Origin of the sequence: Pseudomonas cichorii (assembly GCF_003700275.1) — a bacterium.
GTDB classification, from domain to species: domain Bacteria; phylum Pseudomonadota; class Gammaproteobacteria; order Pseudomonadales; family Pseudomonadaceae; genus Aquipseudomonas; species Aquipseudomonas cichorii_B.
The window spans coordinates 232017-258046 of the sequence record NZ_RBRE01000035.1; the positions used below are offsets into that span (position 1 = coordinate 232017).

Annotated in this window: 20 protein-coding genes; 8 read left to right on the plus strand and 12 right to left on the minus strand. The window is 58.4% G+C overall.

Features of this window, described 5'->3' with window-relative positions; genetic code table 11:
* The first annotated feature begins 8 nt into the window (after nucleotides 1-8).
* The 4 genes from ALQ04_RS08910 to ALQ04_RS08925 all read left to right on the plus strand — a co-directional run bounded on the left by ALQ04_RS08910 (nucleotide 9) and on the right by ALQ04_RS08925 (nucleotide 6596).
* Entirely contained in the window at nucleotides 9-3200 is a 3192-nt protein-coding gene (locus tag ALQ04_RS08910; RefSeq protein ID WP_122315378.1) for an efflux RND transporter permease subunit, read from the plus strand.
* The gene (locus ALQ04_RS08915; protein WP_122315379.1) at nucleotides 3200-4597 is read left to right on the plus strand and encodes an efflux transporter outer membrane subunit; all 1398 of its coding nucleotides are present in this window, start codon (nucleotides 3200-3202) and stop codon (nucleotides 4595-4597) included. The genes ALQ04_RS08910 and ALQ04_RS08915 overlap by 1 nt, the downstream gene beginning before the upstream one ends.
* A gap of 145 nt (nucleotides 4598-4742) precedes the next feature.
* Nucleotides 4743-5840: a tetratricopeptide repeat protein gene (locus ALQ04_RS08920; RefSeq protein WP_122315380.1), complete on the plus strand. Its 1098-nt coding sequence runs from the start codon at nucleotides 4743-4745 to the stop codon at nucleotides 5838-5840.
* Nucleotides 5841-6233: 393 nt separating this feature from the next.
* Nucleotides 6234-6596 carry a histone-like nucleoid-structuring protein, MvaT/MvaU family gene (locus ALQ04_RS08925; protein WP_122315381.1) on the plus strand — a complete coding sequence of 121 codons (363 nt, stop codon included), beginning with the start codon at nucleotides 6234-6236 and terminating at the stop codon, nucleotides 6594-6596.
* Nucleotides 6597-7209: 613 nt separating this feature from the next.
* Here the strand turns inward: ALQ04_RS08925 and ALQ04_RS08930 are convergent.
* A complete protein-coding gene (locus ALQ04_RS08930) occupies nucleotides 7210-7755 on the minus strand; it encodes a DUF4946 domain-containing protein (RefSeq protein ID WP_122315382.1) in 546 nt (181 codons plus the stop codon).
* Nucleotides 7756-7909: 154 nt separating this feature from the next.
* Between ALQ04_RS08930 and gloA the strand changes: the two genes are divergently transcribed.
* On the plus strand, nucleotides 7910-8431 hold the full coding sequence (gloA, locus tag ALQ04_RS08935; protein ID WP_122315383.1) for a lactoylglutathione lyase: 522 nt from the start codon (nucleotides 7910-7912) through the stop codon (nucleotides 8429-8431).
* Nucleotides 8432-8599: 168 nt separating this feature from the next.
* On the opposite strand, the gene ahpF is transcribed toward gloA, so the two are convergent.
* The 3 genes from ahpF to ALQ04_RS08950 all read right to left on the minus strand — a co-directional run bounded on the left by ahpF (nucleotide 8600) and on the right by ALQ04_RS08950 (nucleotide 11912).
* Nucleotides 8600-10162, minus strand: a complete 1563-nt coding sequence (ahpF, locus tag ALQ04_RS08940) for an alkyl hydroperoxide reductase subunit F (protein WP_122315384.1) — start codon at nucleotides 10160-10162, stop codon at nucleotides 8600-8602.
* A gap of 125 nt (nucleotides 10163-10287) precedes the next feature.
* Nucleotides 10288-10851, minus strand: coding sequence for an alkyl hydroperoxide reductase subunit C (gene ahpC, locus ALQ04_RS08945; protein ID WP_025259928.1), 564 nt, complete (start codon nucleotides 10849-10851; stop codon nucleotides 10288-10290).
* Between the two features lie 101 nt (nucleotides 10852-10952).
* The gene (locus ALQ04_RS08950; protein ID WP_122315385.1) at nucleotides 10953-11912 is read right to left on the minus strand and encodes a site-specific integrase; all 960 of its coding nucleotides are present in this window, start codon (nucleotides 11910-11912) and stop codon (nucleotides 10953-10955) included.
* Between the two features lie 178 nt (nucleotides 11913-12090).
* Here ALQ04_RS08950 and ALQ04_RS08955 point away from each other — a divergent pair, with 178 nt between their 5' ends.
* Both ALQ04_RS08955 and ALQ04_RS08960 read left to right on the plus strand, forming a co-directional pair.
* Nucleotides 12091-13104, plus strand: a complete 1014-nt coding sequence (locus ALQ04_RS08955) for a DNA-binding protein (protein WP_122315386.1) — start codon at nucleotides 12091-12093, stop codon at nucleotides 13102-13104.
* A 146-nt stretch (nucleotides 13105-13250) separates the two neighbouring features.
* On the plus strand, nucleotides 13251-14279 hold the full coding sequence (locus ALQ04_RS08960; RefSeq protein ID WP_122315387.1) for an ABC transporter substrate-binding protein: 1029 nt from the start codon (nucleotides 13251-13253) through the stop codon (nucleotides 14277-14279).
* Nucleotides 14280-14374: 95 nt separating this feature from the next.
* Here the strand turns inward: ALQ04_RS08960 and ALQ04_RS08965 are convergent, their stop codons facing one another.
* The 3 genes from ALQ04_RS08965 to ALQ04_RS08975 form a co-directional block, all read right to left on the minus strand.
* Nucleotides 14375-16765: a TonB-dependent siderophore receptor gene (locus tag ALQ04_RS08965; RefSeq protein ID WP_122315388.1), complete on the minus strand. Its 2391-nt coding sequence runs from the start codon at nucleotides 16763-16765 to the stop codon at nucleotides 14375-14377.
* 260 nt (nucleotides 16766-17025) lie between these two features.
* Complete coding sequence (locus tag ALQ04_RS08970; RefSeq protein WP_122315389.1) at nucleotides 17026-18063, minus strand: NADP(H)-dependent aldo-keto reductase; 1038 nt, start codon at nucleotides 18061-18063, stop codon at nucleotides 17026-17028.
* Between the two features lie 135 nt (nucleotides 18064-18198).
* A complete protein-coding gene (locus tag ALQ04_RS08975; protein ID WP_122315390.1) occupies nucleotides 18199-20010 on the minus strand; it encodes an ABC transporter ATP-binding protein in 1812 nt (603 codons plus the stop codon).
* 88 nt (nucleotides 20011-20098) lie between these two features.
* On the opposite strand from ALQ04_RS08975, the gene ALQ04_RS08980 reads away from it, so the two are divergent.
* Nucleotides 20099-20530 (plus strand): DUF1810 domain-containing protein, encoded by a 432-nt coding sequence (locus tag ALQ04_RS08980; protein ID WP_122315391.1) that lies wholly within the window; start codon nucleotides 20099-20101, stop codon nucleotides 20528-20530.
* 5 nt (nucleotides 20531-20535) lie between these two features.
* Here the strand turns inward: ALQ04_RS08980 and ALQ04_RS08985 are convergent, their stop codons facing one another.
* From ALQ04_RS08985 to galU, 5 genes are all read right to left on the minus strand, one after another.
* Nucleotides 20536-21609 (minus strand): DUF1615 domain-containing protein, encoded by a 1074-nt coding sequence (locus ALQ04_RS08985; protein WP_409077248.1) that lies wholly within the window; start codon nucleotides 21607-21609, stop codon nucleotides 20536-20538.
* 57 nt (nucleotides 21610-21666) lie between these two features.
* Entirely contained in the window at nucleotides 21667-22575 is a 909-nt protein-coding gene (gene glsB / locus ALQ04_RS08990; protein WP_122315393.1) for a glutaminase B, read from the minus strand.
* 128 nt (nucleotides 22576-22703) lie between these two features.
* Nucleotides 22704-23522, minus strand: a complete 819-nt coding sequence (locus tag ALQ04_RS08995; protein ID WP_122315394.1) for a class II aldolase/adducin family protein — start codon at nucleotides 23520-23522, stop codon at nucleotides 22704-22706.
* 202 nt (nucleotides 23523-23724) lie between these two features.
* Nucleotides 23725-25083, minus strand: a complete 1359-nt coding sequence (gorA, locus tag ALQ04_RS09000; protein ID WP_122315395.1) for a glutathione-disulfide reductase — start codon at nucleotides 25081-25083, stop codon at nucleotides 23725-23727.
* A 104-nt stretch (nucleotides 25084-25187) separates the two neighbouring features.
* Nucleotides 25188-26027, minus strand: coding sequence for a UTP--glucose-1-phosphate uridylyltransferase GalU (galU, locus tag ALQ04_RS09005; protein WP_025259916.1), 840 nt, complete (start codon nucleotides 26025-26027; stop codon nucleotides 25188-25190).
* Nucleotides 26028-26030 lie beyond the last annotated feature (3 nt).

A 26030-nucleotide genomic window follows, 5' to 3' on the forward strand; every position in this document is an offset into this window, starting at 1 on the left:
CTTGTCCGATGAACTTCTCCAAATTCTTTATCTCGCGACCGATCTTCGCGGCAGTATTGTCGTTGTTGATCCTGATCGCAGGCGCCATCTCGCTGTTCCAGTTGCCGATCAGCGAATACCCGGAAGTGGTGCCGCCCACGGTCGTGGTGCGTGCCAGCTTCCCCGGCGCCAACCCCAAGGTGATCGGCGAAACCGTGGCTTCGCCACTGGAACAGGCCATCACCGGCGTCGAGAACATGCTGTACATGTCCTCGCAATCCACGGCTGACGGCAAGCTGACCCTGACCATCACCTTCGCGCTGGGTACCGACCTGGATAACGCGCAAGTGCAGGTGCAGAACCGCGTGACCCGCACCGAGCCCAAGCTGCCCGAGGAAGTGACGCGTATCGGGATCACCGTGGACAAGGCGTCTCCCGACCTGACCATGGTCGTGCACTTGACCTCGCCGGATAACCGTTACGACATGCTGTATCTGTCCAACTACGCGGTGCTCAACATCAAGGATGAGCTGGCGCGCCTGGGCGGTGTCGGTGATGTGCAACTGTTCGGCATGGGCGACTACTCGCTGCGGGTCTGGCTGGACCCGAACAAGACCGCTTCGCGCAATCTGACTGCAACGGATGTGGTCAACGCCATTCGTGAACAGAACCGTCAGGTGGCAGCCGGTCAACTGGGTGCTCCGCCCTCCCCGAGCGCAACCAGCTTCCAGATGTCGATCAACACTCAGGGCCGCCTGGTCACTGAAGAAGAGTTCGAGAACGTGGTGGTTCGCGCCGGCGCCGATGGTGAGATCACTCGCCTGAAAGATGTCGCCCGTGTGGAACTGGGTTCCAACCAGTACGCACTGCGCTCGCTGCTCAACAACAAACCTGCTGTCGCCCTGCCGATCTTCCAGCGTCCAGGCTCGAACGCCATCGATATCTCGAATGACGTGCGCAGCAAGATGGCCGAGCTGAAAAAGGGTTTCCCGGAAGGCATGGACTACAGCATCGTCTATGACCCGACCATTTTCGTACGCGGCTCCATCGAGGCGGTGATCCACACGCTGTTCGAGGCACTGATCCTGGTTGTGCTGGTGGTGATCCTGTTCCTGCAGACCTGGCGTGCTTCGATTATCCCGCTGGTCGCCGTACCGGTGTCGCTGATCGGTACCTTCGCGGTCATGCACATGTTCGGCTTCTCCCTGAACGCCCTCTCGCTGTTCGGACTGGTACTGGCCATCGGCATCGTGGTGGACGACGCCATCGTCGTTGTGGAGAACGTCGAGCGGAACATCGAACTTGGGCTATCTCCGGTTGACGCTACCCACAAGGCCATGGGCGAAGTGACAGGTCCGATCATCGCGACGGCGCTGGTGCTGTGTGCGGTGTTCGTACCGGCGGCATTCATTTCCGGGCTTACGGGGCAGTTCTATAAACAGTTCGCCCTGACCATCGCCATCTCGACTGTGATCTCGGCGTTCAACTCCCTGACCCTGTCGCCAGCGCTGGCCGCCGTTCTGCTCAAGGCCCATGGCGCGCCCAAGGACAGGTTCTCGCGTTTCCTGGACAAGATACTCGGTGGCTGGCTGTTCCGTCCGTTCAACCGCTTCTTCGAGAAAGCCAGTCATGGCTATGTCGGCACCGTGGCGCGCGTCATCCGCAGCAGCGGTATCGCCCTGCTGGTCTATGCAGGCCTGATGGTCCTGACCTGGATGGGCTTCTCCAGCACGCCGACCGGTTTCGTACCGAGCCAGGACAAGCAGTATCTGGTGGCCTTCGCGCAACTACCGGACGCGGCCAGCCTCGATCGCACCGAGGAAGTCATCAAGCGCATGTCGGATCTGGCCCTGCAGCAGCCTGGCGTGGAAAACGCCATCGCCTTCCCCGGCCTGTCGATCAACGGCTTCACCAACAGCCCCAACAACGGTGTGGTGTTCGTCGCCCTCAAAGACTTTGACCAGCGCAAGGACCCGAGCCAGTCGGCCAATGCCATCGCCGGTGCGTTGAATGGCAAGTTCGCTTCGATCCAGGAAGCCTACATGGCGATTTTCCCGCCACCGCCAGTACAAGGGCTGGGCACCATTGGCGGTTTCCGCCTGCAGATCGAGGACCGTGGCAACCTGGGTTATGACGAGCTGTACAAGGAAACCCAGAACATCATCAACAAGAGCCGCAGCGTGCCGGAACTCGCCGGCCTGTTCACCAGCTATACCGTGAACGTGCCGCAGGTCGATGCCGCCATCGACCGTGAGAAAGCCAAGACCCACGGCGTTGCGATCAGCGACATCTTCGACACCCTGCAGGTTTATCTGGGTTCGTTGTATGCCAACGACTTCAACCGCTTCGGGCGCACCTATCAGGTCAACGTCCAGGCTGAACAACAGTTCCGCCAGGACTCCGACCAGATCGGCCAGCTCAAGGTCCGCAACAACCTCGGTGAAATGATCCCGCTGGCGACCTTCGTCAAGATCAGCGATACCGCAGGTCCCGACCGCGTGATGCACTACAACGGCTTCATCACCGCCGAGATCAACGGTGCGGCTGCGCCCGGCTACAGCTCCGGACAGGCAGAGGCTGCCATCGAAAAACTGCTCAAGGAGGAACTGCCAAACGGCATGGTCTACGAATGGACCGACCTGACCTACCAGCAGATTCTGTCGGGTAACACGGCGCTGTTTGTCTTCCCGCTCTGCGTGTTGCTGGCGTTCCTGGTACTGGCGGCGCAGTACGAAAGCTGGAGCCTGCCATTGGCGGTGATCCTGATCGTACCGATGACCCTGCTGTCGGCCATCGCCGGGGTGATAATTGCCGGTAGCGACAACAACATCTTTACCCAGATCGGCCTGATCGTACTGGTAGGACTGGCGTGCAAGAACGCGATTCTGATCGTCGAATTCGCCAAGGATAAACAGGAAGAAGGCATGAGCCCGCTGGATGCCGTACTGGAAGCCTGCCGCCTGCGTCTGCGTCCGATCCTGATGACCTCGTTCGCCTTCATCATGGGTGTCGTGCCACTGGTGATCTCCAGCGGTGCGGGTGCCGAGATGCGGCATGCCATGGGCGTGGCGGTGTTCTCCGGGATGCTCGGGGTGACCTTCTTCGGCCTGCTGCTGACGCCGGTGTTCTATGTGCTGATCCGTAACTTCGTCGCCCGCCAGGAAGCCCGCAAGGCCGCCAGGGCACAGAAACTGAATACCTTGTCTGCGGAGATGCATTGATGAGCGCGCTGAAACTCTTCGCACCGAGCCTGTTGGTCCTGGCGCTGGCGGCCTGTGCCGTCGGCCCGGACTACAAGGCACCTGACACGGCGCCGGCAAAAGTCGCTTCGGCAGCCCAGGGCAATCTTGACCGCAGCAAGGTCGATACCCTGTGGTGGCAGCAGTTCGATGATCCGACCCTCAACACACTGGTCACCCGTTCCCTGGAGGGCAACCGCGATCTGCGTGTGGCGTTTGCCCGCCTGAAGTCGGCGCGGGCGATTCGCGATGACGTCAGCAATGATGCCATGCCGGTGATCACCAGCCGGGTCAGCAGCGACATCGGCAAAGGTCAGCAACCGGGCACGACAGAGCGCCGGGTCAATAGCGAACGCTATGACCTGGGCCTGGACATGGCCTGGGAACTGGATCTGTTCGGGCGCATTCAACGCCAGCTGGAAGCCAGCGAAGCGGATCAGGAAGTCGCCGAAGCCAACCTGTATCAACTGCAGGTGACCCTGATCGCCGAAGTGGTCGACGCTTATGGCCAGTTGCGTGGTGCGCAACTGCGCGAAGCGATTGCCCGCGACAACCTTAAAAACCAGCAGGACTCTCGCGGCGTGACCACTCAGTTGCGCGATGCCGGGGTCGGTAACGAACTGGATGTGGTGCGTGCCGATGCCCGTGTGGCAGCAGTCGAAGCCAGTGTGCCGCAGTTGCAGGCCGAACAGGTTCGTCAGCGCAATCGCATTGCCACCTTGCTCGGTGAACGTCCCGAAAGCCTCAGCGTGGATTTGAGCCCGACAAAACTGCCGGCGATTGCCAAGGCCCTGCCGATTGGCGATCCAACCCAGGTCTTGCGCCAGCGCCCCGACATCCGCGCTGCCGAGCGGCAACTGGCGGCGTCCACTGCGCGAATCGGCGTGGCGACTGCCGACCTGTTTCCACGGGTCAGCCTGAGCGGCTTCCTCGGCTTTACTGCCGGGCGCGGCTCGCAGATCGGCTCTTCGGCCGCCAGAGCCTGGTCGTTGGGCCCGAACATCACCTGGGCAGCTTTCGATCTGGGCAGTGTCCGGGCGCAGATCCGCAGCGCCGATGCTGATGCAGAAGGCGCGCTGGCCACCTATGAACAGCAAGTGCTGCTGGCGCTCGAAGAATCGGAAAATGCTTTCAGCGACTACGACAAACGCCAGCAACGTCTGTTGGCGCTGATTCGCCAGAGTGAATCGAGTCGCGCAGCCGCAAGGCTGGCATCTGTGCAGTATCGCGAAGGTACGGCAGATTTTCTGGTCCTGCTGGATGCCGAGCGGGAGCGTCTGGCAGCCGAAGACTCTCAGGCCCAGGCAGAAATCGAGATGTATCGCGGTATCGTGGCTATCTACAAGGCCCTGGGTGGCGGCTGGCAACCGCAGGCCTGATGCACTGAGCACCTGAGCTGTCGGCCCCGCGTTCCATGAGCGCGGGGCTTTTTTTCGTCTCTGGTTTGCGGACCCTGTACGATTGAGGTTTGACAGCAGCCAGTCACTGTCCGAAGCTGCAAGCCGTCAGGAATTGGAACTCGATATGCCCAGATTGCCTATACAGGGCTCATCGCCTCACGCCACTACTCGACTTCGCAGGCTGATCGGCATTGCGACGGCCCTGGTGCTGATAACCTCGTTAGTAATTGCCTGGTCCTGGCGCAGCGACCCGGCGCAACCGGCAGCGAAACTCAATCACACATACGCCCAGGCAATGCAGCAAGCCCATGACGGCAAGCCGGGCGCTGCACGCATGCTCTATCAGCAACTGGCGCGCAACGATCTTTCACCTGCGCACCGTATCGCGCTGCTGGCCGAACTGAGCAATTACCCAAGCCCTCAGGCCCTCAAACTGCTCAATGCCAGCCTCAAGGACTCATCGCCAGAAGTACGTCAGGCGGCCATCGAAGCCAGTGTAAAAATGATTCCGGACGGACAGCGCAGCCTGTTGCTCGGCCCGTTGCTGGAAGACGGCGAACAATCGGTCAGGTTCAGCGCCACCCGTGCGTTGCTGGGATTATCCCCGGATGACCTGGGGTTGTACTTTGCGGTGCTGCAACAAGCTGCCGAGGCCTATCAGGAAGCGCTGAAAAACCAGCCACAAACTGCACAGAACCAGCTGCAACTGGCCCGACTTTATTTACAGACCGGCGATCTGCAGCCTGCACTGGCTGCCTTGCAGCGGGCCATTGGCCTGGACCCGGAAAACGTCGAAGCCGCCTTGGCGCATATCGAACTGCTGGACAGGAAAGGCCAGGCCGATCAGGCCCGTAGCCTTTTCGCCAGGCTGCTGGAACGCAATCCGGAATCTGCCCTGCTGCAACACGCACTGGGCATCTGGCTGTTGCAACACGGGCAAAGCGAGTACGCGCTGCTCAGTCTGGCCAAGGCCGTGGAACTGGAACCGGGTAACAACGATTACCGCTATGACCTGGCCGTGGCCCTCCACGATCTGGATCAACTGGAGGCCGCACAGAGGCAGTTGGCGCAAATCCTTCAGAACCAGCCCGCCAATCGACGGGCGCGCGTGCTGTTGATCCAGTACTGGAAAGAAAATGGCCAATTACAGAATGTGCAGGTCTTGCTGGCCGAACTGGAACAGCAGAATCCGGACGATCCAGCGTTGCAGCAAGGGCTCTAGGCCAGGAAAAGCGTGGCCGATCGCGAGCATTTCGCCGCTGTTTTTAACGTAATCCTTGCAAGTTCCACAGTGCTTCACCCAACAGCTAATATCGGAAATAACTTACAAGGCGCTTCGACCGATAACACAACGAGTGATAAAACCGGCAATTGATGAAAAGCATTTCATTTATCATTTTCAACAAGACTGTTTTCTAACTCGTAAAAAACGTGCATTATTTACCGGCACCTGATTATAACTACCCATTACTCCCGACCGCATGACTGGAACGCTTAGTTTCATCATTGAAAACGCCGGGACCGGGTAGTGACCAAATGAGCGAGTCGGCCGAACGTTTTTGTCATATCGCTTTATCGGGCTATCAACAGCCACTACACCGTTGGAGTATTTTATTTGTCCAGACTTGCCGAGTTCCGAGCAGCAGAAAAAGCCCTTCAAGAACAGCTTGCACAGCTGGAATCCCTGAAGAATGACGCCGGGCTGAAAAGGGAAATTGAATTCGAGCAGAAGCTCCAGGACCTGATGGGTGGCTACGGCAAAAGCCTGCGCGACATCATTGCGATCCTCGACCCTGTCAGCTCCACTTCCCTGGTTGCCCCGGCTGGCCCGAAACGCCGCCGCGCCCGTGTCGTGAAGGTTTACCAGAACCCGCACACCGGCGAACTGATTGAAACCAAAGGCGGCAACCACCGCGGCCTGAAGGCCTGGAAAGAACAATACGGCGTTGAAACCGTCGACTCCTGGCTTCGTGCCTGATTGTTCTTTCTTGTTGAGCAAGCCCTGCATCTGCAGGGCTTTTTATTTGCAGCTAACGCCATCTTCCTAGCCCGGCGTGCACACTCATACAGATGAATACCTATAAGCATGCAGAATCCATATACCTGCCCCGAAATCCATCAAGCAACGCATATAACTACCGGCAGTGTTACGCCTTCACGTTAAAATAATGGCGTCAATAAATCCGCTCTTCCCCAACCCCTTTCATCTCTCCCTTGTTACAACTTGCAAAAAACGCTCAGAATACAGCCGCTCGCCAGCAACAGCCTCGACTGTAATTCCTCTTATTCTGTGAAACACATCACTCCCCACACTGCTTCTCTGTTTGCACGGCACACATGGGTTTCAAGGAAGAGTCTTCACTACTGTATTCAAATGTTCGGTTATCCGAACAAACCAACTTTTTTGACCAGAATCAATACAGGCTCAACGGAAGATCACAAATCTCGCTCAAGCGCTCGCCACCACATTTTGCCTGCAATAACTTCACGTTTTTTTCACACCCAATATTGGAAGATGAAGACCGCTAAAGGAATAGCGCCCCATGCCCGCTTCGGCGGGCTTCTTTTTGCCTGCTGAAAAGTCTTCTGGTCTACGGGGCCGAATCGAGCTTCAGGCTGTCGCGGATACGCAGGACCTCATCCTTGTTGGCTGCATAGCCATCGACCGATCCGGCATAGGACAGTGACCACGCCAGTTCCTTGCTGGCCGCCGCCACCAATGTCTGGGTCATCACATGCACACCGTTCTGGGTGACGGTGCAGGTAGTCTCCAGTGCAGGAACCACGCTGAGCTGCCCCTCGCGCACATGGGTACAGACACTCTGAAAGCCACTGCGCGCAAAATTGACCTGGACCGACTTGCGCATTTCCAGCAACACGGCCTGCACATTGACCTCATGGCCGGGCACCAGTTGCGATTGGGTCAGCTCCATCACCATGCTCGGATTACCGGCCTGATCGTTTTTCACCGCACGTTGTCTGACTTGCACGGAAGGTTGAGTGGCAGTGTCCGCTGCCGGAAGCGCTTCCACTTCCCAGCCCGCAGGCCAGACGATCATCGCATCAGCGGCATGCACACCAGCCCCCGATAACAGGCAAAGGCTTATGAACAGGGATCTGCATGGCGAGAAAGTCATGATGGGCGCTACTCAGTACAGTGAACTGGAAATTCTGGGCCCGTAGCCCGCCATGAGCAAGGGGGGCACAACACTTTTGGTCAGCGGGTTTGGCACCGACCGCCCTGCCCCGTATCATTCGGCAATATTTTTGAACACTCTGTTGGAGATAATCATGAGCTTGCAAGAACTCAACACTTTCCCTGGCGTGACCGCAGAACCCGAAGCGGCAACCCAACGCTTCGTGTTCAATCACACCATGCTGCGCGTCAAGGACATCACCGCCTCGCTGGACTTCTACACCCGCGTGCTGGGCTTCAGCCTGGTCGAAAAGCGTGATTTCCCGGAAGCAGAATTCAGCCTGTACTTTCTAGCCCTGGTGGACAAGTCAAAGATCCCCGCCGACGATCAGACTCGCCACGAATGGATGAAATCGATTCCGGGCATCCTGGAACTGACCCACAACCACGGCACGGAAAACGATCCGGCTTTCAGCTACCACAATGGCAACAGCGATCCACGTGGCTTTGGGCACATCTGCGTGTCCGTGCCGGACGTACATGAAGCCTGCGCACGCTTTGAAACGCTCGGCGTGGACTTCCAGAAACGCCTGGCCGACGGCCGCATGAATAACCTGGCCTTCATCAAGGACCCGGATGGCTACTGGGTGGAAATCATCCAGCCAACACCGCTGTAAAAAGCAGCCCCTGTAAGAGCCAATTCATTCGCGAAGAAGCCGTATAGTCACAGCATCTTCATCGCTGGGAATAATGTCTTCCCGGATAAATCCGGCCCCACACAGCCTGCACAGTCAAAAAAGCCCCATGATCGCTCATGGGGCTTTTGTGTATCTGCGGAGCCTGAATCAGGCCGGAGCAGAAGTACGGATCAGGTGATCGAAAGCACTCAGCGAAGCCTTGGCACCTTCACCCAGGGCAATGATGATCTGCTTGTAAGGAGCAATCGTCACGTCACCGGCAGCAAAGATACCCGGCACTGAAGTCTCGCCCCGCGAGTCGACCACGATCTCGCCACGTGGCGACAGCTCGATTGCGCCCTTGAGCCATTCGCTGTTAGGCAGCAGGCCGATCTGGACGAAGATACCTTCCAGCTCGATGGTCAGTTCCTCGCCACTCACACGGTCCTTGTAGCGCAGGCCGTTGACCTTCTGCTCGTCACCGGTGACTTCAGTAGTCAGGGCGCTGGTAATGACCGTAACGTTCGGCAGGCTGTGCAGCTTGCGCTGCAGGACCGCATCGGCGCGCAGTTGCACGTCGAATTCCAGCAGAGTCACGTGGGAGACGATACCTGCCAGGTCAATGGCTGCCTCGACACCCGAGTTACCGCCACCGATCACCGCTACGCGCTTGCCTTTGAAAAGCGGGCCATCGCAGTGCGGGCAGTAGGCAACACCCTTGTTGCGGTATTGCTGCTCGCCAGGGACATTCATCTCCCTCCAGCGGGCACCGGTCGCCAGGATTACAGTCTTGGCCTTGAGGCTAGCACCGCTGGCGAACTTCACTTCATGCAACTCGCCAGCCTTGCCCGGAATCAGCTTGTCGGCACGCTGCAGGTTCATGATGTCGACGTTGTATTGCTTGACGTGCTCTTCGAGCGCCACGGCCAGTTTCGGGCCTTCGGTGTGCTGTACCGAGATGAAGTTCTCGATCGCCATGGTGTCCAGCACCTGGCCACCGAAACGCTCTGCCGCGACACCGGTACGGATGCCTTTACGTGCGGCGTAGACCGCAGCCGCCGAACCGGCAGGACCACCACCCACCACCAGAACGTCAAAAGCGTCCTTGGCGTTGAGTTTTTCGGCCTGACGGGCGCTGGCGCCGGTATCGATCTTGGCAAGGATCTCTTCCAGGCCCATGCGGCCCTGGCCGAACAGCTCGCCGTTGAGGTAGATGCTCGGAACCGACATGATCTTGCGCTCGGTCACTTCATCCTGGAACAACGCACCGTCGATGGCGACGTGCTTGATGTTCGGGTTGAGCACCGCCATCAGGTTCAGGGCCTGCACAACGTCCGGGCAGTTCTGGCAGGACTGGGAGAAATACGTCTCGAAATGGAACTCGCCTTGCAGGGCGCGCACCTGTTCGATGGTTTCCGCGCTGACCTTGGGTGGGTAGCCGCCAGTTTGCAGCAACGCCAGGACCAGCGAGGTGAATTCGTGCCCCATCGGGATACCGGCGAAACGCAGGCTGATATCCTGACCCGGGCTGTTCAGCGAGAACGAAGGCTTGCGCGCATCGTTGCCGTTGTCTTGCAGGGTAATGTCTTTGGAAACACTGAGCACATCGTTGAGCAGGGCCAGCATTTCCTGGGATTTGGCGCCGTCATCAAGGGACGCAACGATCTCGATGGGGCGAGTAACCCGCTCCAGGTAGGATTTCAACTGGGCTTTAAGATTGGCGTCCAACATGTGGCGACTTCCTATTTTTACGAAGGTAGAAAAAACAACGCCCAGGCGATGACCGCCCGGGCGTTTTTTGGGGCGATGCGGTTTACTTGCTCAAGAGCTCAACGCCCCCAGCCGTTTCATACGACTTAGATCTTGCCAACCAGGTCCAGGGACGGAGCCAGGGTAGCTTCGCCTTCTTTCCACTTGGCCGGGCAGACTTCGCCTGGGTGAGCAGCGACGTACTGAGCGGCCTTGATCTTGCGCAGCAGCTCGGAAGCGTCACGGCCAACGCCGCCATCGTTCAGTTCAACGATTTTGATCTGGCCTTCAGGGTTGACCACGAAAGTACCGCGATCCGCCAGACCGGCTTCTTCGATCAGAACGTCGAAGTTGCGGGAGATTTGCAGAGTCGGGTCGCCGATCATGGTGTACTGGATTTTGCCGATTGCTGGCGAAGTGTTGTGCCATGCAGCGTGGGCAAAGTGGGTGTCGGTCGAAACGCTGTAGATTTCAACGCCCAGTTTCTGGAACTCAGCGTAGTTGTCAGCCAGGTCTTCCAGTTCGGTTGGGCAAACAAAGGTGAAGTCGGCCGGGTAGAAGAATACGACAGACCACTTACCTTTGAAGTCAGCTTCCGAAACGTCAACGAAAGCACCGTTCTTGAATGCGGTAGCTTTGAACGGCTTTACTTGGCTGTTGATAATAGGCATCGGTGAATCTCCTGATGGGTTGTGAGTTCGATGGAGTGAAGCTTACGCACGATTGATGATGAAGGCTCATTGGCAAACCTGATGCTTGTCATAAGTTTTCGCTATCGGCGCAGCTTATCAATAGAAGAAACCTTCAAGCTGTTCACGTCCTCAGTGGCACTGATGAACGGAACCGAATCAATGTAACGCATCGCCGACTTCATGTCCCTCCAGCCAACGTAGGCCATCAGTGACTTGAGGTCCCAACCGTTGCGCTGTGCCCAGGTGGCAAACCCCCGGCGCAACGAATGGCTGGTGTAGTGATCGGCAGCGACGCCGGCACGCTCGAAAGCCTGGCGCAGCAGCGGAATCAGGCTGTTGACATGCAAGCCCTCCTCGCCAAGGTTGCCCCAGCGATCAATCGAGCGAAATACCGGGCCACGCGCCAGGGCCGAACAGTTGATCCATTCGATATAGGCCTGGACGGGACACAGCCGTTGCAAGGCCGGGGTCTGGTAGGTCCTGCCGAGATTGTCCCGATCACCCTTGCTGCGCGACAGGTAAAGACTGATCCCCGAGTCGGCAATCGCCTTGATGTCCTCGACCTGCAGACGGCATAGCTCGTCGCTGCGAAAGCCACGCCAGAACCCCAGCAGGATCAGCGCCGCATCACGGCGACAGCGCAGCCATTGCGCCTGATCATGCCGCGCCAGGGCCTGGCTTGCCTCGGCTTCGAGCCAGGCAATCACCCGTTCCAGATCCTGCAACTGCAAGGGCTCGGCCTGTTTTTCCTGGGCCGGATGCAAGGCGCGTATGCCCTTGAGCACCTTGCGCACCATCGGTGCCTTGGTCGGGTCAGGAAATCCCTGGCTGTTATGCCATTGCGCCAGTGCCGACATGCGCAGCTTCAGGGTATTGACCGACAGGCTTGCGGCATAGGCCGCCAGATAACGGGCCACGCTTTCGCTGGTGGCCGGCAGAAACCCGCCCCAGGTCACCTCGAAATGCTCGATGGCCGCCCGATAGCTGCGCCGGGTGTTATCCCGGGTCGCAGCCTCGATGTAGCTATCAACGTCATTCATGGCCCTTCTCCCCCGTTGCGTACTGCGCAGCTCGCCCGAACAGCTTCGCCGGGCATATGACACGGGATAATACGCCAATATCACAGGTTAATTTATTGCGAATTTCGCGCTTTTTTGCAATTCACTATAGTATGTAATTACAGGATACATACCACAGTACGAAATCGTAGGAGAACGTATGGCTCGCGGCGGCATAAACAAGGCGCTGGTGAACAATGCTCGACTGGCACTGCTTGCCCGCGGCGAGCACCCGAGCATCGATGCAGTACGTGTCGAAATGGGTAATACCGGCTCGAAAACCACCATCCACCGCTATCTCAAAGAGCTGGATGACACCGACAGCGTGCCGCCCGCCATCAACGATGAGCTGACAGAACTGGTTGCGCGACTTGCCCAGCGCCTGCAGGAGCAGGCCCAGGAACGTGTTGACGTGGTCAAGGCCGAGCACGACATCCAGCGCCAGGCGCGCCAGCAGGAACTGAATGCAGCGCAGCAGCAAATCGATGAGCTACAGGAACAACTGAGCCAACAGCATCAGGCTTGTGAGCGGCAGACCAGCGCCCTGCTCCACAGCCAACAGGCACTGCAGGGCGAGCAGACGGAAAATGCCCGCCTGAACCAGGCCAACCGGGATCTGCAAACACGCCTGCAAGACAAGGATGAGCAGATTCGATCTCTGGAAGAAAAACATCAGCACGCCCGCGAAGCGCTGGAGCACTACCGCAACTCGATCATGGAGCAGCGCACTCGCGAGCAGCAGCGTCACGAAGAGCAGCTACAACAGGCCCGCATGGAACTGCGTCAGGCCCAGCAGAGCCTGATGACCCGTCAGGAAGAAATCACCCAGTTGAACCGCGACAATGAAAGGCTTCTGGCGGAAAGTCGCAACGTGAACAAAGAGCTGAACAACCAGCAGGATTTGCTGAGCAAAGCCAATCAGCAAGCCGCCAGCACCGGCGAGCAATACCAGCACTCCCAGACCCAGTGCGCACTGCTTGAAGAACGCTTGCGCACCGCCCAGGAAGAGAATGCCGTGTTCAAGCAGGAGCTGATCGATACCCGGCAGCAGAATCGCATGCTGGAATTGCTGCTGATCAAAAAGGAAGCCGCGCTGGACAATCTGCGCGAGCCTGCTGAAAAGCCGCAAGCGAAAAAAGTCTCAAGCCCGGTCAAGGCGCAGCCAGACAAATAAAAAGCCCAAGCCAATATGCAGGACCGTCATAAATAGCCACTACTCAATCAACATATAATTATTCTTAAATGTTATTTAAATAAGATTTTTTATGCATATAAGCTCACTCCACACCCGAACGTATCTCTCGAAAGCTGGAGCCTTGTATGCCAAAACCCGTGAAACGCCTGTCTCGCCTGGCAACCGCCATTGGCCTGGGTGCTGCACTGTTGTCCGGCTCACTGATACTGCCCGCTACTGCGCAGGCCGAAGGTGAAATACGGATCGCCGAACAGTTCGGCATCGTCTATCTGCTGCTCAATGTCGTTCGCGACCAGAACCTGATCGAGAAGCATGGCAAGCAGGACGGGCTGGAGATCAAGGTCGACTGGACCCAGCTATCCGGCGGCTCGGCCGTGAACGATGCCTTGCTGTCAGGCTCCATCGATATCGCGGGTGCCGGTGTCGGGCCACTGCTGACGATCTGGGATCGCACCAGGGACCGACAGAACGTCAAGGCCGTCGCCTCGCTGGGCAACTTCCCGTATTACCTGGTCAGCAACAACCCCAGGGTCAAGACCATCGCCGACTTCACTGAAAAGGATCGCATTGCAGTTCCTGCCGTCAGCGTTTCCGTGCAGTCGCGCTACCTGCAATATGCAGCGGCCAAACAATGGGGCGACAAGGAATATGCCCGCCTCGACAAATACACCGTCAGCCTGCCGCATCCGGATGCGGCCGCCAGCCTCATCGCGGGCGGCACCGAACTGACCGGGCACTTTTCCAACCCGCCCTTTCAGGAGCAGGAGCTGAAAAACCCCAACGTACACGTGGTGCTCAACACCTATGACCTGTTGGGACCCAACTCTCCGACCGCCCTGTTCGCCACCGAGAAATTCCGCAAGGAAAACCCCAAGACCTACAAGGCATTCATTGAAGCGCTGTCGGAAGCCGAGGATTTCATCCGCAAGGATATCGGTGCAGCGGCGGACACTTACATTCGTGTCAGCAAGGCCAAGATCGATCGAAACGAATTGCTCAAGATCATCGATACGCCTGAATTCCAGTTCACTATCACCCCGAAAAACACCTACCCGCTGGCCGAGTTCCTGTACCGCGTCGGCGCCATCAAGAACAAGCCGGAATCATGGAAGGACTATTTCTTTCAGGACGCCAAACCATTGCAAGGCAGTTGAGGTTCATGTGCGGGTGAAAGCCAATTCAGTCGCGCACAAAAGCAGCCCACAAAAAAACGCTCCCGCCAAAAGCGGGAGCGTTTTTTTAACCGTCATTACCAGTTATAGGTCGCCCGCGCGTAGTAAAACGCTCCGCTATACCCATAAGGTGAAAAGGTGCTGTAAGCCAGGTTGCCGCCACTGGAGGCAAACTCGTTCAGCTTCTCTGGATAAACATCGGTAACGTTGTCGCCACCCACCGTGAACACCCAGCTCTTGAGCTTGTAGTCCACTGCCAGATCCAGCAACCATGCGGCATCGAAAGTCTGGTCGTTGACCTTGTCGGCCTGATAACTGGTGAACTCGCCATAACGCACCAGATTCGAGTGCAGGGTCCAGTTGCCGATCGTGAAATCGTTGGCCAGGGTGAGCTTGTGCTGCGGCGTGCTATCACCCAGCAGACCGATGCGCTCGCGACGATCCACACGAACCAGATTGACGCCCAGCGGATCGAGCTGCGGCGGATTGGGTTTTACATCGGTGACCTTGGTGTGGTTGTAGTTGTAGCCCAGAGTGCTGTTCCAATCCACGCCGTTATCGAACTGATAGCGGTAGTTGGCGACCAGATCGATCCCGTCGGTGCTGGTATCGGTGGCATTGGTGAAGTAGCGGACGCTGGTGTAGTTGATATCGCCGACACCATTGGCCTGCAGATAGTTGATTGCCGTGTTGTTGAGCACCAGGTTGGAAGACAGCGAGATACGGTCCTTGATATCGATCCGGTAAACGTCCGCGGTCACGGTCAGGTTATCCAGCGGCTTGAGCACCAGCCCCAGGCTGTAGTTGCGGGATTTCTCGGCCTTGAGATCTTCCGCGCCCAGTAACTGCGCCACGCGGCTGTTGGCCGGGAACGTACCGGCTTCCTGGATGGTACTGCCGATCAACTGCGACGAGGTGTAGGTGAAGTTCTGCTGGGCCAGCGATGGCGCGCGGAACCCGGTGGAGATACTGCCGCGCAGGGCGACCTGCGGGGTGAAATCGTATCGCGCCGAGAACGAACCGCTGGTGTTGGAACCGAAGTCGCTGTAATCCTCACGCCGCACAGCCGCCGAAACGCCCAGCTTTTCAGTGATATTGGTTTCCAGATCCAGGTATTGCGCAACGTTATGCCGTGAATAGCTGCCCGCATCCGCCGCCCGGAAACCGCCCAGCCCGGAGCTGCCGGTCTGGAAGTAGGATTCAGCCTGCCCTGCCTCGATCTGATAACCCTGATGCAGATACTCGGCACCGAAAGCCACCGACACCGGATATGGCAACCATGCCGCGCTGAACTCGCGTGACAGATCCAGGCTGAGCTGTTTCTGGTCGTTGGTCAGCGTACCGTTGTAGAACGAACGTGGCGTGTTCAGGCCCAGCGAGGTGTTGATGGTCCTGGTGCGCAGCTCGTAAGAGTTCTTGCCGTAGTTGGCCGACAGATCGTAATGCCAGTTGTTGGCCAGTTCGCCACGCAGGCCGGCGACCAGCGAAGTGTCCTCCAGCGTACCGCGAATCAGCGGCAGATAGCCGTTGGGAAAAATCGCCGGATTGTTGTTCGAGGCATTACTGGCCCGATAGAACGCCGCCGTTTCGCCACGTCGCTTGCTGTAGCCACCGAAGCTGTAGAACTCGGCGGCCTCGCTGAAGCTGTAGCCGCCGTTGAACTGAATCTTGCCTTCTTCGGTTTCCGGCTCGCCCTGGCGGAACACATGCTGGCCGTAGGTTGCAGAGCCCACGCTGGCTGCGCGGAAGTCGTTGCCGGCGCGGTCGGTGTAGTCGTTGTTCGCGCCTTCACCGGACAGGTTGAGAAAGCCGTTTTCGCCAAGGGCAAAGCCGGTGTTGCCCGAGACATTGCGCTTGATTCCGTCGCCCTTCTTGTATTGCCCGTACTGGGTGGAAATCGAGCCGCCATGATCACCTTCCTTAAGGATGACGTTGATCACCCCGGCGATGGCATCGGAACCATAGCGCGCCGATGCGCCATCACGCAGGACTTCGATATGGTCAATGGCTGACAGTGGAATGGCGTTCAGGTCGGCAGGCGCCGAACCACGGCCCACTGCGCCACCCAGATTGACGAAGGCCGAGGTATGTCGGCGCTTGCCGTTTACGAGTACCAGCACTTGATCCGGCGACAGGCCGCGCAATTGCGCAGGGCGAGTCAGCTCGGCTCCGTCGACCAGGCTGGGACGTGGAAAGTTGATGGATGGAATCAGTCGTGCCAGCACCGAACCCAGTTCGCCGGAGCCGGAACTGTTGCGCAGGCTGTCGCCGGAAATGACGTCAATCGGCGATAGCGAAGCGCTGGCAGTGCGCTCCTGAGCGCGGGTACCGGTGACGATGACGGCATCGAGTGTCTTGCTTTCTTCCCTGGCCTCTTCGGCCACTGCTGCGGCGCTCCAGGTTGCGGCAGTCAGCAAATTGGCTGACAAAATGGCCGTACCCAGCAAGTGTCGTTTAAAGCTCCCCATACCGCTCCCCTTTAAATCCCTGAACCCGGGCTTCTCTGCCCGGGCCACAACGAGCGATCCGTGCGGCGGACGGTGGCGATCATCGATACGTAATTGAGTTCTCCGGTGGTCCGATGCTTATAGCTTAATGCCATTAATGGTAAGTTTTTAAATACCATTAATGCATAAGAAGCTACAAATGCGTTTGCATGGACAGGCTGTTTTTTCTGTGGGAGGGGCTTGCCCGCGACGGGGCAAGCCGGGTTCTGCAGGTCAGGCGATCAAGGTGCCGGGTTGGGCTGGCTGATATGGATCGCTTCGATCCCCGCTACGACTTCGTCGCTGAGGACAACGTCGATGCTTGCCAGATTGACGGCCAGTTGCTCAAGGGTGGTTGCGCCAATGATGTTGCTGGTCACGAACGGACGGCTGGTCACATAGGCCAGGGCCATTTGTGCCGGGTCCAGACCGTGCTCGCGTGCCAGGGCCACATACTGTGCGGTGGCGTTTACGGCCTGCGGGTTGTTGTAACGCTGAAAGCGCTCGAACAGGGTCAGGCGGCCATCGGCCGGACGGGCACCGTTCAGGTACTTGCCCGCCAACACACCGAACGCCAGCGGTGAATAGGCCAGCAGACCTATCTGCTCGCGAATGGCGATTTCCGCCAGGCCGACTTCAAAGCTGCGATTGAGCAGGTTGTACGGATTCTGGATCGACACGGCACGTGGCAAACCATGGGTCTGGGCCAGGTGCAGGAAGCGCTGGGTGCCCCACGGGGTTTCGTTGGACAGCCCGAAATGACGGATCTTGCCGGCCTTGACCAGATCGTTCAGCACCGCCAGGGTTTCTTCGATCTCGACTGCCACGTCGTCCGGGTCATGCTGATAACCGAGCACACCGAAGAAGTTGGTCTTGCGATCCGGCCAGTGCAGTTGGTACAGGTCCAGATAATCAGTGTTCAGACGCTTGAGACTGGCGTCCAGCGCGGCGGTGATATTGGCGCGATCCAGACGCGGATTGCCATCACGGATATGCTCCATGCGACCGGGACCGGCCACCTTGCTCGCCAGTACCCAGTCCTTGCGGTCACCATATTTTTTGAAGTATTCGCCGATGATGCTTTCGGTCTTGGTGTAGGTTTCTCCACGCGGCGGCACCGGATACATCTCGGCGGTATCGATGAAGTTGACCCCGGCCTGCTTGGCCAGCTGGATCTGCTCGAAGGCCTGAGCCTCGGTATTCTGTTCGCCCCAGGTCATGGTGCCCAGTGCGATGGCGCTGACCGAGATATCGGTCTTGCCCAATGAACGAAATTGCATCGATGACTCCGTTTTATCCAGATAAAAACGAGCGCACTTCGGCGCCTGGCAAAGAGGCCCTATAAAACGCCGTCGAGCCAGGGCCTGCAAGTGTTTTGTTGCTGTTCGCCAGCCAACATCGGCATGCCGTAGCCGCTAGCGATAGCCTTGTGCCTGTAAATCGAACAGCGTTGCATAGTGCCCACTGGCAGCCATCAGACTGTCGTGATCGCCACGCTCCAGCACTCGACCATGCTCCAGCACCACGATATGTTCAGCGTTGCGCACACTGGAAAAGCGATGGGAAATCAGCAGGGTCATGCGCCCTTTCGCATACTCGCGAAAATGATCGAATACCGCAGCCTCCGCGCCAGCATCCAGCGCAGCGGTCGGCTCATCGAGAATAAGAATGTCGGCATCGCGGCGCATGTAGGCCCGCGACAGGGCGATCTTCTGCCACTGCCCGCCAGACAACTCCTGCCCGCCCTTGAACCAGCGCCCCAGCTGGGTTGCATAGCCTTTGTCGAGTTGCGCAATGAACGAGGCCGCCATGCCCTGCTCGGCGGCTTCGCGCCAGCGGCCCTCGTCATCAAACGCCGTGATATCACCGACTCCGAGATTTTCGCCCACCAGAAACTGGTAGCGGATGAAATCCTGGAAAATCACCCCGATGCGCGTACGCAAGGCGTCTTCGTTCCACTGCTGCAAATCGCTGCCATCGAGCAGAATGCGCCCCTGGTCAGGCCGATACAGACGGGTCAGCAGCTTGATCAAGGTAGTCTTGCCCGAACCGTTGGCGCCGACCAGCGCCACACTGCGACCCGGGGCAAGATGCAGGTCGATATTTTCCAGCGCCGGCTGACTGGCTCCGGGATACGTGAAGCTGACCGCCTCGAAACGCAGGCCGTCACCGGGCGCGGTGCCTTCGAGCAGGTTGCCGACAGGCGCCTGGACCGGCTGCGCAAGGTAGTCGTAGAGATCCGCCAGATACAGGCCGTCTTCATACAGGCCGCTGATCGCCATCAGGCTGCTGCTCACCGCAGTCTGGCCCTGCTTGAACAGCACCAGATACATGGTCATCTGCCCGAGCGTGATGCGCCCGTGCACGGTATCGACAATCACCCAGGCGTAAGTCAGATAAAAGGCCGCAGTGCCCAGCAAACCCAACAGAAACCCCCAGCCATCGCGGCGCACGGTCAGATGCCGGTCCTCGGCATACAGGCGCTCGAAGGTGTCCCGATAGCGCTTGAGCAACAGCGGCGCAAAACCGAACAGCTTGACCTCCTTGATGTGCATTTCATTGGAGAGCAGCGCTTCGATGTAATTCTGCTGGCGGGTTTCCGGAGCGCGACGGGCAAACAGACGGAAGGCATTGCCGGAAAAATGCGCCTCGGCAAAGAACACCGGCAACGCACCGAGCACCAGAATCAGCAGCGCCCAGGGCGAAAAATGCACCAGCAATACCGCAAAGCCCACCAGGGAAATCAGGTTCTGCATCAGGCCCAGCGATTTGGTCACCAGCGCCAGCGGCCTGACTGAAGCCTCACGGCGGACCCGTACCAGCTTGTCGTAGAACTCCGAATCCTCGAACTGCAGCAGCGACAGGGTCTGGGCCTTCTCCAGGATCAGAGTGTTGACCTTTTGCCCCAACTGCACGCGCAACAGGGCCTGCTGCACCGACAGCGCCCGCTGGGCGGCAGCCAGCAGCGCCAGAACACCGGCTTCGAGCAATACATAGCGCAACACCGGCCATAGCGGCGCATCACCGGTCGCACTGTTGAGCTGGATGGCGGCAAGTACCGAATCGACAATCCGCTGGCCCAGCCAGGCGGCCAGTGCCGGTAACAGACCGGCAATCAGGGTCGCCAGCACCAGCCCGAGGGACAAGGCCCGGGAAGTGGTCCAGACTAGCTGCATGGCACGGATTGCCTGTTGCACAAAGGAGGTCAAGCGACGGGCAAAGGACATGCGTAAAAGAACTCTTGAATCATGGATGAATGGATACCAGGCCTGAAATCACCGCACTGCCCTACCCGTTAACAACAGGAGGCACATCATGCACGATGCTTACGACCTGCAACGCTTCGTCGACGCTCAGCAAGCGGTTTTTCCGCAGGCACTGGCCGAACTCGCTGCCGGCAGAAAACACAGTCACTGGATGTGGTTTGTCTTCCCGCAGATCAAGGGCCTGGGACGTAGCGCCATGGCGCAGCGCTATGCCATCGGCGATATCGATGAAGCCAGGGCCTATTTGCAGCATCCCGTGCTGGGACCTCGCCTGGAACAGTGTGCCAAAACCATCGCGCCTCAGGTGCAGCGTTCGGCGCGACAGATTTTCGGTTCCCCGGATGACCTCAAGCTGCATTCAAGCATGACCCTGTTCGCCGCCGCGGCACCGGACAACCCGTTGTTCAAGGAAATTCTGGACACCTTCTTCGATGGCGAACTGGATGCAATGACCCTGGAGAAACTGCAAGACTTCCCCTGAACGCTTCAAGCACCTGCCGATGAACGCTGCATGCAGCGCTCGCGTCGCTCATCGACCCGCTCGGCGAACCAGGCCGTGGTGAGCTTGCGAGTGATCTTCGGGCTCTTGAGAACAATCCCCGGCAGCACCGCCCTTGGCAGCGGCTTGCTCTGGGTCCGCTGCGCCAGCTCGAAGACTCGGCTGTACAGTTTGCTTTCCTCGAACTCGAAACTGTCGCCCTGCTTGAGCTGGTTCCAGATATCCGAATTACTCATGTCCAGGCGCGCGCCCAGGGTACGAACCGCCAGCTCCGTGGAGCCCGGTGAAGTCGAATCGTAGCGGATCAGGTCACCGTCCAGCGCCAGTTCGATACCGGTGGCCAGGCTGACCGCATTCTGGAAAGCGGCGTTGCGGCTCGCGTACCAGCCAGCATTGAAATCCGCAAAACGGTAGATCGATTCCGTGTAGCTCGCCGGATAACCGAGCAGATGGGCAATGCCGAAGTACATGCCGCCACGTCGGGTAAATACCTCGCGGCGAATCGAGCCATCGACCGGATAGGGATAATTGGCCGCCTGCTTTTCGGCAAAGGCAATACTGACCTGCATCGGCCCACCGGTACGTACCGGATTGAAATTACCGAACAGGGTTTGCCCCAGCGGCACCATGCCGATGAAGTCATCGAAAATCGCGCTCAGTTCCTTCTCGGTACGCGCCGCGTCCAGGCGTGCACCATAGGATTTGCCATTCGGTGAACGGATCCGCAAGGCGGCGTTCACCAGCGCAGCAGGAATATGCAGTCGGGAAGCGCGACGGTTGATCTCGGCGCGGGCGATTTTCGCCATTCCCGGCACCGTCGGATCGACCTGATAGGTCGACTCCTGCTCGGTCACCGCCAGCACCGAACACAGGTTCTCGGTACTCAGGTCAATCCTCTGCGCCACGAACGCAGTATAGATATCACCCGCCCACTGCTGGCGGTCCGGGGTCTTGGCCGGCATCAGGCGCACGATCTGCGCCCGCGCCTGATCCGGGCTCAACTCAGGCTGTTGAGCCCGCTGGCTGCTGCAGCCTGCAAGCGCCATCAATGCAATGCTCATCATGAGCGTTCCAGACTTCAATCCATTCAATGGTTTACCTCTCGACTCAATACCGGCCTAGAACACAGACCATTCAATCCTCGCACTGAGTTTTTCCAGCGCAGCCATACCGACCAGCGAATTGCCCGCCGCGTTCAATTCCGGGGACCACACACAGACAGAAAAACGCCCAGGCACCACGGCCACGATACCGCCGCCCACACCGCTCTTGCCCGGCAGACCGACCCGATAGGCAAAGTTGCCCGCCTCGTCGTACAAGCCGCTGGTAGCCATGATCGAGTTCAATTGGGTGGCCTGGCGCGCCGTAAGGATCTGTTCGCCGCTGTGGGTGCAGAAACCCTGATTGGCCAGAAAGCCAAAGGCGCGGGCCAGATCGATACAGTTCATGCTCAGCGCGCAGTGATGAAAATAGCTGCGCAGCACGTCTTCAACGTCGTTATGAAAGTTATCGAAAGACTTCATCAGATAGGCCGCCGCTGCGTTGCGCGAACGATGCTGATACTCGGACTCCGCGACCTTGGCATCGGAAATGATGCCGGGGTTGCCGCACAGGCGACGCACGAAATCACGCATCGACAACGAGGGCGCGGCGAAACGACCCTGGTTGATATCACAGATCACCAGCGCGCCCGCATTGATGAACGGATTGCGTGGCCTGCCGCGCTCGAACTCCAGCTGGACCAGCGAGTTGAACGGCTGGCCGGAAGGTTCGTGGCCCAGGCGCTTCCAGATATCCTCGCCGGAATGGCCGATGGCCTGAACCAGGCTGAAGACCTTGGAAATACTCTGGATGGAAAACGGCGTGGCCGCATCACCGGCGTAGAACACCTCGCCGCTGTTGCTGTAGACCGCGATGCCCAGTTGATCGGGACGTACTTCACCCAGCGCAGGAATGTAATTGGCGACCTTGCCCTGACCGAGCAAGGGTCTGACTTCATCAAGAATTTCGTTCAGCAGGTTTTGCATGCATGCGCCCCGTGTTTTGGGTGCGCACACTACACCAACATTTACCAACGAGCATCATCCAGCAAGGTCAAGACGCGCTGATTTCATTTGCCGGGCCAAACCTGTCCCCGAAAGCACCACAGACACGATCAATTCCTGTAGTCGGTGTCGGTGCGTTCAAGCTGACGGATCAAGGCATTCCAGTGCCGGGCTACTGCCGGTCCGTGACCATCCTTGATGGCCTTGGCCTGATTCTCGACGGTGGCGACCACCTCGGCAGGCGGGAAGATCAGCTCCGCATTGCCTGCGGCCTGGGCAGCGATCTGGATATTGCAGGCGTACTCCAGCGCATGCAGTTGATGAAAGGCGTGCTCGACACTTACCCCGGCAGTCAGCAGCCCGTGGTTGCGCAGGATCATCACACTCTTGTCGCCCAGATCGGCTACCAGCCGCTTACGCTCGTCCAGATTCAGGGCAATCCCTTCATAACCGTGATAGGCCACCCTTCCCGAGAACCCCAGGGAATGCTGGGAAATCGGCAGCAGGCCATCCTTTTGCGCCGACACCGCAATGCCATCGCGGGTATGGGTATGCAGCACCGCCAGAAGATCCGGGCGCGCGCCGTGAATCGCACTGTGGATCACGTACCCGGCATAGTTGATACCCAGCCCGGTGGGATCGTCGACGATGGTGCCGTCGATATCGACCTTGACCAGATTCGAGGCGGTGATTTCATCGAACAACAGGCCAAAGGCGTTGATCAGGAAGTGCTCGTCGGGGCCTGGCACCCGCGCCGAGAAATGGGTGTAGATGTGATCGGTCCAGCGCTTGAGTGCCGCAAGACGATAAGCCGCCGCCAGCTTGACCCGCACTTCCCACTCCTCGGGCGAAACCCGGTCCCGGACGCTGTCCGAGTGTTGCGGGCCTGACGTCCCTTGCTGGACGGGCAAAGCGCTGACGTTGCTCATGGTATTGCTCCTGAATGACTTTAAAACCTGTCACGCAAGACTAAGCCCATAGGAAAATCATTAAAAATCACATTTTCTTCTAAGCTAATTATTAAAAAATGGAATGTTAGATAGAGCGCAAGCTTTAAGCGGCAAGGGCAAGCCCCCTTCCACCCAGTCGGCACAGGAAGTGTCCAACCGGGGGCGAGGCAAGCCCGTTTTTTTAGCGCGCTACCGGTGTACGCATGGTCACGAACTCTTCGGCAGCGGTCGGGTGTACACCAATGGTGTCATCAAAAATCTGCTTGGTTGCGCCAGCCTTGATGGCGATGGCCAGGCTCTGCACGATCTCCCCGGCATCCGGCCCGACCATGTGGCAGCCCAGCACGCGATCAGTCTGGACATCGACGATCAGCTTCATGAAGGTGCGTTCCTGATCGTCGGTCAGGGTCAGTTTCATCGGCCGGAAACGGCTCTCGAAAACCTGCACCTGATGCCCGGCCTTGAGCGCGTCCTCTTCGGTCAGGCCGACCGTGCCGATGTTCGGCAGGCTGAAGACTGCAGTCGGAATATGGTTGTAATCCACTGGACGATACTGCTCCGGCTTGAACAACCGTCGCGCCACGGCCATGCCTTCAGCCAGCGCCACCGGCGTCAGTTGCACACCACCGATCACATCGCCAATCGCCAGAATCGACGGCTCGCTGCTCTGATAATGCTCGTCGACTTCGATATAACCGCGCTCGTCGAGTTTGACGTCGACGGTTTCCAGGCCAAGGTTGTCGAGCATCGGACGCCGCCCGGTGGCATAGAACACACAATCGGTTTCCAGCGTGCTGCCATCCTTGAGCGCCAGCAGGAGACTGCCGTCAGCCTGTTTTTCGATGCGCTCGATATCGCTGTTGAAGCGTACGTTCATGTGTCGCTTGACCAGCTCTTCATGCAGATGGGTACGCACCCCGCCATCGAAGCCGCGCAGAAACAGGTCGCCGCGATACAGCAACGTGGTGTCGGCACCCAGGCCATTGAAGATCGAGGCGAACTCCACGGCAATGTAACCGCCGCCGACCACGACGATACGCTTGGGCAGTTCCTTGAGGTAGAAGGCTTCGTTGGACGTGATTGCATGCTCGCGGCCGGGAACGTCCGGAACCTGCGGCCAGCCACCGGTCGCGATCAGGATGCGTTCGGCACTGTAGCGTTGGCCGTTGATTTCCACCTGTTGCGGACCGGTAATGCGCGCATGGCCTTCCAGCAGAGTGACGCCGCTGTTGACCAGCAGATTGCGATAGATACCGTTGAGACGGTTGATTTCACGGTCCTTGTTGGCGATCAGCGTGGCCCAGTCGAACTGTGTCTCGCCGACTGTCCAGCCAAAGCCTTTGGCCTGCTCGAAGTCTTCGGAATAGTGGGCACCGTACACCAGCAGTTTTTTCGGAACGCAGCCCACATTGACGCATGTTCCGCCCAGATAGCGGCTTTCGGCCACGGCCACCCGCGCACCGAAACCTGCAGCGAAACGCGCCGCCCTTACCCCACCGGAACCGGCGCCAATTACAAAAAGATCGAAGTCGTAAGCCATTACTGTCTCCTGAGCGATGGCACCAGCATAACCGCTAAGCGGTCAGTCAGAAATGACAAAGCCACCCGAAGGTGGCCTTGTCTTGCAGCGTGTACGAGCGTGGATCAGTAAGCCTTGCCCGTTTTGTAGAAGTGCTCGAAGCAGAAGTTGGTTGCTTCGATATAGCCTTCGGCGCCGCCACAGTCGAAACGCTGGCCCTTGAACTTGTAGGCCAGAACGTTACCTTCGGCAGCCTGCTTCATCAGCGCGTCGGTGATCTGGATTTCGCCGCCCTTGCCTGGCGCGGTCTGTTCGATCTTCTCGAAAATGTCCGGAGTCAGGATGTAGCGACCAATGATTGCCATGTTCGATGGCGCGTCTTCAGGCTTCGGCTTCTCGACCATGTCAGTGACACGGAACAGGCCTGGCTTGATTTCGTCACCGGCGATGACGCCGTACTTGTTGGTTTCCTGCGGGTCGACTTCCTGGATCGCAATGATCGAGCAGCCGTAATGGTTGTGCAGCTTGACCATCTGCGCCAGTACACCGTCGCCGTCCAGGTTGACGCACAGGTCGTCCGCCAGAACCACGGCGAACGCTTCCTTGCCGATCAGAGGACGACCGCTGAGGATCGCGTGACCCAAACCTTTCATTTCGGTCTGGCGAGTGTAGGAGAAGCTGCACTCGTCGATCAGCTTGCGGATACCAACCAGATACTTCTCTTTGTCCGTACCCTTGATCTGGTGTTCCAGCTCGTAGCTGATGTCGAAATGGTCTTCCAGTGCGCGCTTGCCGCGACCGGTGACGATGGAGATCTCATTCAAACCAGCGGCAAGCGCTTCTTCCACACCGTATTGGATCAGTGGCTTGTTGACCACCGGCAGCATTTCCTTGGGCATGGCCTTGGTCGCTGGCAAAAAGCGAGTGCCGTAACCGGCTGCTGGGAACAAGCATTTCTTGATCATAAA